At 47.6% G+C, this 9232-nt stretch carries 7 protein-coding genes; 3 read left to right on the plus strand and 4 right to left on the minus strand.

Annotated features, from left to right (window positions below; all coding sequences use genetic code 11):
- A partial coding sequence (locus IEW74_RS16585; RefSeq protein WP_188667201.1) for an IS630 family transposase occupies positions 1–400 on the plus strand: 400 nt, incomplete at its 5' end.
- Here the strand turns inward: IEW74_RS16585 and IEW74_RS16590 are convergent.
- The 4 genes from IEW74_RS16590 to IEW74_RS16605 all read right to left on the minus strand — a co-directional run bounded on the left by IEW74_RS16590 (position 395) and on the right by IEW74_RS16605 (position 8606).
- Positions 395–5326, minus strand: coding sequence for an LPD22 domain-containing protein (locus IEW74_RS16590; RefSeq protein WP_188667202.1), 4932 nt, complete (start codon positions 5324–5326; stop codon positions 395–397). The two genes, IEW74_RS16585 and IEW74_RS16590, sit on opposite strands and share 6 nt — an antisense overlap.
- 341 nt (positions 5327–5667) lie before the next feature.
- A complete protein-coding gene (locus IEW74_RS16595) occupies positions 5668–7485 on the minus strand; it encodes a hypothetical protein (protein WP_188667204.1) in 1818 nt (605 codons plus the stop codon).
- 3 nt (positions 7486–7488) lie between these two features.
- Positions 7489–8301 (minus strand): hypothetical protein, encoded by an 813-nt coding sequence (locus IEW74_RS16600; protein WP_188667206.1) that lies wholly within the window; start codon positions 8299–8301, stop codon positions 7489–7491.
- Positions 8302–8321: 20 nt separating this feature from the next.
- Positions 8322–8606, minus strand: coding sequence for a hypothetical protein (locus IEW74_RS16605; RefSeq protein ID WP_188667208.1), 285 nt, complete (start codon positions 8604–8606; stop codon positions 8322–8324).
- A gap of 105 nt (positions 8607–8711) precedes the next feature.
- On the opposite strand from IEW74_RS16605, the gene IEW74_RS16610 reads away from it, so the two are divergent.
- Both IEW74_RS16610 and IEW74_RS16615 read left to right on the plus strand, forming a co-directional pair.
- The gene (locus IEW74_RS16610; protein WP_188667210.1) at positions 8712–8987 is read left to right on the plus strand and encodes a transposase; all 276 of its coding nucleotides are present in this window, start codon (positions 8712–8714) and stop codon (positions 8985–8987) included.
- A partial coding sequence (locus tag IEW74_RS16615; RefSeq protein ID WP_188667212.1) for an IS3 family transposase occupies positions 8984–9232 on the plus strand: 249 nt, incomplete at its 3' end. The genes IEW74_RS16610 and IEW74_RS16615, both read left to right, overlap by 4 nt.

Here is a 9232-nt window from a genome sequence, read left to right on the forward strand (position 1 = left end):
CTATATTTTTGGGGCGATTTGCCCCGAACACGGTAAAGCCGCCGGGATCATTATGCCCAAGTGCAATACGTTTGCCATGGAAGTTCATCTTGAAGAAATCTCTTTGGCAGTGGATGAGAATGCCCATGCCATAATCATTATGGATCAAGCGGCATGGCACACTTCAAGTAAATTGAAAGTGCCTGATAATATTACAATTGTGCCTCTGCCACCAAAATCGCCAGAGCTTAACCCTGTGGAAAATATTTGGCAATTCATGCGACAAAATTGGCTTTCAAATAGGATCTTCAAATCCTATGACGACATTGTCAATATTTGCTGTGATGCATGGAACCGCTTGAGTGATCAACCGTGGAGAATTATGTCCATTGGGAACAGGGAATGGCTCTATCGGTCATAGCAACCGCACTTTGGTATCAGCTTCGGCATCAGACCATTTGAAGCCTTTCTTAATGGCATCACGGTTATCAATATTCCCCCAATTCAAGCCCACTGACAAGAGCTCAGCCTTGGTGAAAGATTTCCCAACTTCCTCGATATAGGTTTTCTGGAAATGCCATTTCATGCGCTCAACACGGCTATACCGGTTCAAAGCTTTATTGAGCTCAGGGATAATGCGTTCCATATAGGACTGTTCTGCTGTCTCAGCATCAGCCAATGGCTTAAAAATAGCATTCCATACAGGGCCTAAATCCTGATCCCCATCAAGCTTGCGGAAGAAGAATTCCATCTTGGTATGTTCTGCATGAAAGCCTCTGGCACTTTCCTTGATCTTCTCTTTCACATCCGGGGAAATGTTATCTGAAACCGGCTTGAGGTCATTATTTTCATAAATGCTTTCGGCAAGGCCATTCACCACCTCATCAAAGTCACGCTTTTCTTTGGCAGCCAGAAGCTTGTTTTTCAGCCTGCCAAGGTGTTCGATATTCTTCACCGCATCATGCAGGCCCCTTAATTCCTCAAGGCTCATGTCCTTATAATGCTTTTTGAAGGCATCTGAGCGCAGACGATCAGGGATAACAACTTCAGAACCATTGCCTTCCTGCTCTGTGATCCAATCAGCCAGGGCTTTGCGTTTATCGATTGCACGAAGGCTCACGGCCTTTCTCAGGTCGAACCGGGCAAGCAATGCATCAATCTGATCAAGGTGATCTACGTCAAGCTTTGAACGAATGCCTGAGCGATCAAATTTCTTGAAGTAATTGAGCATCTTTTCAGATTCATTCTTCCCATTGCGTGACGCCCGGGCCAGCTCGTGATTAAGGATTTGGCGCTGTTTAGCTTCCGCTGCGCGCTGGTAATCACCTTCAATCACTGCTAATTGAGCTTCCCGAGCAGCTCTTACCTCTGCCGCCTGAAAGCGCCCAGGTGTAAAGGCTGTTCGAATAGGTTGTTGCTCAATATGATCCTTCGCTGTCTGTTTCAAAAACGGAGATGGTGCTGGTTTTCCGGCATTACCAGCCCGTTTATTCAAAACTTTGAGCTCAGTACGCAGAAAGTTCACCCGCTCATCGTTATAGACAGCATCCAGCGCAAAATCTTCAATGGTGCCGTCATTCAGAATATCACCCCACACCTCTTTCATGCGGATATCGGTGATACGATCGATCTCAGCTTTCTTGCTTGGAGCAACAACCATGGCCTTGATAAGCTCATCAGCAGAAGAGAAGCCAAACATATCAGCAATCAATTCAGGGTGAGCTCCTCCTTCCTTGCGATAGATCGGCGGTACACTGCCGGGAATCTGCTTTAAAATGTCTTCTCCCCAGAATTCTACCAAAACATTACGATCTAACCCTACTGGCTTTCCATCGAGGCCTGATTTGAGGTAATCCAGAGCTTGATAAACTGGCTTATTGCTGATGGTTTCTTCCACACTGGAACGCATACGGGCGCGCTCATCTTTCCACCAGGCTTTTTGTTCCCGGGTTACCTCATTCATGGTTTTTCGCAGGAGCTCGTTTTCCGCTGCTTGCGTTGCAGCTTCAGCAGCCCCCACATAGGCTTGATATTCCTCCTCATTTAACCCAGCGCTTTGGGCATCTTCGAACAGGGGCATATATCGGTTTGCTTCCTGGGCAGTCTTGATTTCATCCTGTGTTGCCAGCATCCGGTCCATGAATGAGCGAACATCGTCATTGAGCTCCACATTCAAGCCTTTGACGGTGCGATAGATATTTACCAACCAGGCGCGCATTCGGTTAAAGACAGATTGAAGCTCCAGAGAGGGGGCCTTGCCTTCCATCAGATAGGCCTCAAAACCTCGGGCAAATTGTTCATGTTGATCCCGGCTTAAGGAATCACCCTCGACGCCCAGCCAGTTTTTCAAGGTCTTCCAATCTTGTTTTTGTTGTGCGCTGGCCTCATCCATGGCAGCGAATGAGCGGGTTTCCTCAAGGAATAAATGACCGCTTTCATGCAGGAAGGTGGACAGGTCAGCTTTCTCAAACAAACTAATGACAGCTTGGCCTGAATTTGGATTGAAGCTGATGGCCCCCCGATTATCGCCACCTTTCTCCTGATAGAACAGGGAGCCATGTTTATTGATCAGTTCAGCTTTTGTTGGTATATTCTTTTGCAGGCCTCCATGGATTACCGTCCCCTGCATATTCCGCAGGGCTTTCTGTAGACTTTGGAGGCTTTTCTTACTCTCCACATATCTCAACGCCCCCAAACCCTTTGCACTCGTTCTCGGATGGATTGAGGGAACTGCATGTGTTTTGTGGTGAGAGAACTTGCCCTGAGGGGCCACAACAACGGCGATATAATTTCCTGAACGGTCCTTAAGCCTTGTGATAATAACGGCCCGATCTGAATGCTGCGCACTTTCAAAGACTGCTACCGGATCGGCAATGGCCTGAACTAGATCAGATACGGCGGAGGGCTCGACGTGCTCAGCATGTTTACCATCTGATGTTCTGGCTTTCTTCTGCCCCAGCGCCTTTTTAATCACTGACTGAGGAACGGCAATATCAAGCTTATCAAAGCCGAATTCACGCAGCACGGGGGGCGCTTCCCCCATGTTGAGGACGTTCCGGCTTTCACCACGCATTACTTTGTCGAAAGACTGAGAGAATAATTTCTCAGCAATACCGATCTCAAAGCGCTGGAACGGAGCTGAGGACTGTTCGTATTCCTGATGTAGGGTTGGGTTATCAGGGTCAACATCTTGACTTTGGGCCTCACGTTTCGTTAGGTCACCCCCCACGGGACGGGAGTTCTCGCCTGAATTACCCTTACTATCAGTTAGGGTGGGATGAACCGTCCCGGCTTCCCCGGGTGTTTCTTTGTTTCCAAGATGTAAATTTACATCTTGCTTATCAGTAACAGGGGTATATGTATTAGTGATACCCTTATCCTCAGCCCGTGAATTTACGGACTGCTTTGCTGTTACTGAAACTTGAGTAAACGGCCCTCGAACCTCTAAAGATCGGCGCTGGTATAGAATGAACGGGTCAAGCCCCATCTCCTGTGCTTGTGTGCGATAGAAAGATCGATAGAGAGCTGCTTCCCGTTCAGCCGTTTTTTCAGCATGACCGGCAGCAACAAGCTTATCCTTCACATCATCAAAAACAGATTGAGCTGATTTATCGGCTTCTGAGATTTCAGGTTCATTCAACAGGTCAGTCGGTAAATTTACGGACTGCTCATCCTCATCATTTATCTCATTCAGGTTTTTCCCATCGGGCTCAAACCGGAGATTCCCGGTCAGGTCAACGTGATAATCACTGATCCCGAAGCTCATCACCCAATTTTCAAGAGGAATAACAAGGTCTGCGCCTGTACTTTGAGCTTCTTCATATTGGGCAGTGACACCAGCTTGCTCTAGCAGGGCCATGCCTTCTTCAGGCTTATCCTGAAAAAAGGTCGTGAAGGCCTCAGCAGGTAAATATACATTCTCGCTTTCCGCATTCTGGGCATGGGTGATGAGCTCCTTAAAGCGTTCCGGCGCACGTTCCCTGAACTTCGATAGCTTGGCCCCGTTTGCGAGCTCCTGAAGGCGTTTAGCCTTAAACTCGACTCCTTGCTTATCTTTCTGTTCCACATGCGCCTGACGGCCTTTTGTGGCGGCATTTACGATAGCTCTGACAATCACCCCCGTACCACCTGCCGCCTTGGCCTCCTGTTCAGCTTCCGCCCAATCGACAATCTCTGCATCAGGGTTATAGAAAGCAATCTCAACCAGGTTCTGTGCAATGCCTTCAACAACTTCCTGAACTGCTTCAACACCACCGGCAATTGACAAATCTGCAACCTGTCTCAGAACCTTGTTTTTAATGGAAGGAGGAACGCGGTTTAGGATTGCATCAATTCCAAGCTTTTCCGTTAAGGCAGTTACACCTGCACCGGCAAAGATAGCCAAATCTGTTCCTGTTGATGTTTCGGCTTTGGCCTTTTTTATCTTCTCTGCATCAGGGTTATAGAAAGCAATCTCAACCAGGTTCTGTGCAATGCCTTCAACAACTTCCTGAACTGCTTCAACACCACCGGCAATTGACAAATCTGCAACCTGTCTCAGAACCTTGTTTTTAATGGAAGGAGGAACGCGGTTTAGGATTGCATCAATTCCAAGCTTTTCCGTTAAGGCAGTTACACCTGCACCGGCAAAGATAGCCAAATCTGTTCCTGTTGATGTTTCGGCTTTGGCCTTTTTTATCTTCTCAGCCTGAATATCAGCCCCTTGGCCTGCCATCATTACACCACTTGATCCAGCGCCGAATGCAAGTGTCATGGCGATCTGTGAAGAAACCTGCCCAACACCTTGAGCGATATCAGTCACCACATTCCGGCGCTCAGCAGGAGGGAGGATTTCATTGTCGGCAAGTTCCTTCAACACCTCACCGGGGCGTTTCACAATCTCAGACCGATTCAGATACCATGGAATAGGGGCTCTAAGCTTCTCCATCACGCTATCCGGCAGAACTGCGTTGAGCCCACGGTCGAACATCCGGGTTGCCGCATCATTTAACTCCCCAAGGCCAGAAAGGGACATGCCAGCGCCTTGAACACCACCACCGGGGGCTGATCGTAGAACATCAATCACCTGTGTTAAGTTATCAACGTCATCATGGGCCAGCTTGAAATTATCCGGGTCTTTGTTGAGAAAGGCTATCAGATCAGGATTAGCCTCAAGCTTTTTCGACACATCCTTGGCATGAACCTGCTTCTGCACCTCTTCAGGTTTTCGGCTCACAGTGGAGAAAGGCAAGCCGGACGTTTTCGCAAGCCCCATGTTCTGGGCATGTTTATCCGGGTCTACATTCAAAGGATCGGGGAAGCTGCTCCCCTTATTCATCCAGTTTGAAATATCTTGGTTACGTTCCATTTTAAGCCTCATAGTTTTTTTTGCGCTGGGCCGGTCAAAGGCTTGGAGCGCGATTGAATTTTTCAGTTTGTTCGGTGATACGGTGGTGATAGGCTTCAGCCATGGAAACACTCTTCGCCATAATGCTTTTAGCCCAACAGAACGGACCTCTCTGGCGGCCCGATGAGGTGCCAAGCCCCATCCCCATGGAAATGTGCGTGGAGGTTCACAGGACTGAGAAAGGCAAGCAACATGGTGGAAAAAATAAGATAACAATCTTCAATCCTCCAATTGACAAGAACAAGCGCCTAATTCTTGAGAAAACCCGCGAGTATGGATTAGGCATTTTGAAGCCTTGCCAATCATCTGACACCTAGCTCCCCGGTCGCTTCCATTTCCTTAACGGTGTTTTCATATTCCTGCTTCTGAAGTAAACCATCCGCTTTCTCTATAGCGCCAAGTAGCTCCGCCTTATCAGACAGTCCCAAGAGCTGTGCAGCATATTCATGGTCGTTCAGGGTGAAGGCTCCGCCAAGGTGCTCCAGTAGGTCCTTGTCTACATCCTCATTTGAGAGACCAGCTGCCAATGCAACAGCATGAAGCCTTCTGCGCTGGCCCGTTCCGATCTGATCCAGCTTTATTGAGACCTTACTGCGTTCAGCATCCTCAAGCTCAAAGGCATGTTTCTCGCTATCCCATAACATGCCGCCAACTCGAACCTCAGTCAGAAGCCGGTTATCCAAAAGGTCTTGTACATCTTTGGGGGTAGCTTTCTTCCCGGTTGCCGTTTCAAAGGCATAGACCTCATTCTGCAAAGCCTGTTGAAGCTGAGCTGTTTTCTTTTTACTCAAGTCCATTTGGATGGCCACACTATTGACCATCTGGTTTGGCGTCATGACTTTGGTGTATTCAGCGTCATTCGTCTTGGCTGATTGCTGAAGGTTCACAAATTGTTTGAAATCTGCATCCGAAAGCTCAGGCCGCATGGTCATAAGATTAAGTTTAGCAAAGGCCTCTTTGTTGTCCGTTGCCATGGTAGAAAGGGCGTAATAGGTCTCCCAATTCGTCTGAATGGGCTTACCGCCAAGCTTATCGCTGGCGTATTTGTCCATCTTCTCAATCTCATCCCCATCCAAAACAGTACGCATTTCTGGACTAAGATTTTTGGTAGAGAGTTCTTTTTCGACAATATTCCAGGCTTCATTTGAAAGCCGGTCATGACGATCCTGGCGCACCGCTTTAATTCTCTTCTGGTTTGCATCGACAAGCGTGAGAACTTCTTTGCGCAAATCCGGGTCTCTAAGCTTTTGAACCTCTTGGAGCTGCTGCCCGTAGTCCAAGCCCATACGCCCAAGCTGGTCCGAAATGCTTTGAGCCTGCTGTAAAATAGCCTGAGTGTTAATCTGGTCCTGATATTTAACCTGCTGTTCAGGGTCGATCTCTTCCTTGTTCTTAGCGAAATAGGCCTTTGCCATAGATGGACTTTCAACCATCATCCGATCCAGTACCTTGATATGCATGGCGCTTTGGATATTGAATTTCGCCTGATCGGTTACTTCCTTTGACCAACCTTGAAGTTTACCTAACTCATGCACAGCCTCTAGCCCTCGATCAATTGCAGCATCCAAAGCCTGATGATCGGTCCAGTTAGCAAGCGCATCTTCACTCGCTTTCTCTACCTGAGCCTTTCTCAAATCAATGAAATGCTGATTGCGCTCAGATGCCGCATGACGGGCCATTTGATCAAGAGCTGTGTTACGCCGTGCCGAGACCTTTTCATTGAAGCGTTGGCGCATCCCTTCAGGCCATTTAGACGTGATCTGATCGGCTGCCTTCTTGAGGTTGCTAACAGTCGTATCATGGGCATCAAAGGCCGCTTTCCCCTTGATCGTGAAATAGCCTTTTTCAGGGTCTTGAAGGAGCTTACGCACCTCATCGAAATACTGGAGCTCAGCCTTTTCAAGCTCTGCATCCTGATCCTCTTTCTTCATATCCATCGCGCGTTTATGCAATAGGTCAGCTGTGCGCCCCAAATCACGCCCGGCCTCAATCATGGCTTGAGCTTTATCACCGCCAAACATACCACTATCAGTTTGAAGGCGTTGAGCTGGTGTATTTAACGGGATCGTTTTGACCTGACCTACGCCGGACTCAATAGCTGCTGGTACTTTAATTCCCATGTTTTAGGCCTCCTGCATTTCATCAGGATCATCAAGTTGTTCAAGTATTTCTGCAAAACAAATTGTGCCGCTTAGATTTACATCCCTACGCTCTCGGTACTTTTCAGACCTGCGAGCACACAGAAGAAACTTGATCAGAGAGCTGTCGCCTCGCTTGGCGAATTTATAAGCAATATCTTCAAGAATATCCGTCCCTTCTTCCAAAGCATCTTCCCATGATTCCGCAAAGCCCTGATCCCTGTTCTTGAGTGCATAGAAACCAGCGCGTGTTCCATTGGCTTTCTCTGCTGCTCTGGAAACGCTCAGGCCTTTTCGTAAGCCCTTTAGGAAGAGATCGGAATTTAGACGGTGATCAGTTGTAGTTTTTACAACTTTTGCCTCTTTGTTGGTATTTTCACAACTCTGAGCAAGAGGAATGATCACGCCTTGCGAAGACAATTTCCATAAAATCGATGATAGTTCATGGTCAAAAGGCTGAACCTGCTGGGCGGCTGCACTCAATCGTTGAAGCATAGCGTCACCCAATTGACAGGCCACGATGTCATTTGCTGTATCAATCAATGTTAATGCAGCTTCTTCGGCCCCAATCAGGCGACAATAAGAGGCGTATTCGTTAAAGATCGCACAACACGCCAACACAAGGGAATTTACTGAACTCTGCAACTCCTCACTGCCAAAAAACGTCCAATCCACCTCAGGCAACTTAGGCTCTTTTCCTTCTTCATGGATTGCCAGAGCATCACAACGCGACCCTACAGGCTTATTTGGGAACAACCGGGCCATGATTTCTTCAAATACCATTTCATTAGTGCTCATTTTATTTCCTTTCATGTATCTCAGTGAAGCGGGTGACATTTGGCGGGATCAGCACCTAAAGGCTCCATGCCTTCTTTACAGAGATGCTCAACGCATTCCTCTTCCGTTATTCCATTAATTTTGGAGATTTCCTTTAACGGGATTACCATCTGGCCTGTTACGTCATCAAAGCGACGTTCAACACCACATTGGTTTAGGTACTTATCAAAGTTCTGATGAGCTTTAGTGCGCAGAGGCTCTGGGTACGTTTTGAAATCAGTCCCCAGTGCTTCCATTCTGTTCCAAATCACCAGGCAGTAGATCATAAGAAAATGATCCTGCTGTTCTTCTGGAATGATCCCATTAAGCTGGACCCGTCCCCTAAAACTGGAGAGCACCTTCTGTTAAACTGAGATTTACAGGAGGAATAAATGAGTCTCAAAAAATCTGATGAATTTAAAAGCGAAGCCGTCCAGATTGCACTGACAAGTGGCTTATCTCGCAAACAAGTTGCCGCCGATCTTGGCATCGGCCTTTCCACGTTGAACAAATGGGTTGCTAAACATAAGCATGACGATTTGATGTCAGGACCGCACGATGACCTTCATAAGGAACTGGCTCGCCTTCGCAAAGAAAACCGAATATTGCGGGAGGAGAGGGAGATTCTAAAAAAAGCGACGGCCTTCTTTGCGAGTCAAAAGCGATGAGGTTCAAGTTCATTGATGCGAAAAAGGCCGACCATCCGCTTCACCTGCTGTGCAAAGCCTTCAACGTCAGCCTCAGCGGTTATTATGATTGGCGAAAGCGGCCCATGTCTGAACGTCAACGCAAAGAGTTGGTTTTGCTGACCAATATCCGCACAATCCATAAAGAAAATTACCAATCCTATGGGCGTGAACGCATGACGGATGAACTACGTGATCTCGGTTTTACAGTCAGTGAAAAGCGTGTT

The sequence above is a fragment of the Terasakiella brassicae genome, assembly GCF_014641495.1.
GTDB classification, from domain to species: domain Bacteria; phylum Pseudomonadota; class Alphaproteobacteria; order Rhodospirillales; family Terasakiellaceae; genus Terasakiella; species Terasakiella brassicae.

What these genes read in the sequence shown, in the direction of transcription:
- IEW74_RS16600 (WP_188667206.1), bottom strand. Translation starts at nt 8,301, where the DNA reads ATGAGCACTAATGAAATGGTATTTGAAGAAATCATGGCCCGGTTGTTC.
- IEW74_RS16610 (WP_188667210.1), top strand. Translation starts at nt 8,712, where the DNA reads ATGAGTCTCAAAAAATCTGATGAATTTAAAAGCGAAGCCGTCCAGATT.
- IEW74_RS16605 (WP_188667208.1), bottom strand. Translation starts at nt 8,606, where the DNA reads ATGATCTACTGCCTGGTGATTTGGAACAGAATGGAAGCACTGGGGACT.
- IEW74_RS16590 (WP_188667202.1), bottom strand. Translation starts at nt 5,326, where the DNA reads ATGGAACGTAACCAAGATATTTCAAACTGGATGAATAAGGGGAGCAGC.
- IEW74_RS16595 (WP_188667204.1), bottom strand. Translation starts at nt 7,485, where the DNA reads ATGGGAATTAAAGTACCAGCAGCTATTGAGTCCGGCGTAGGTCAGGTC.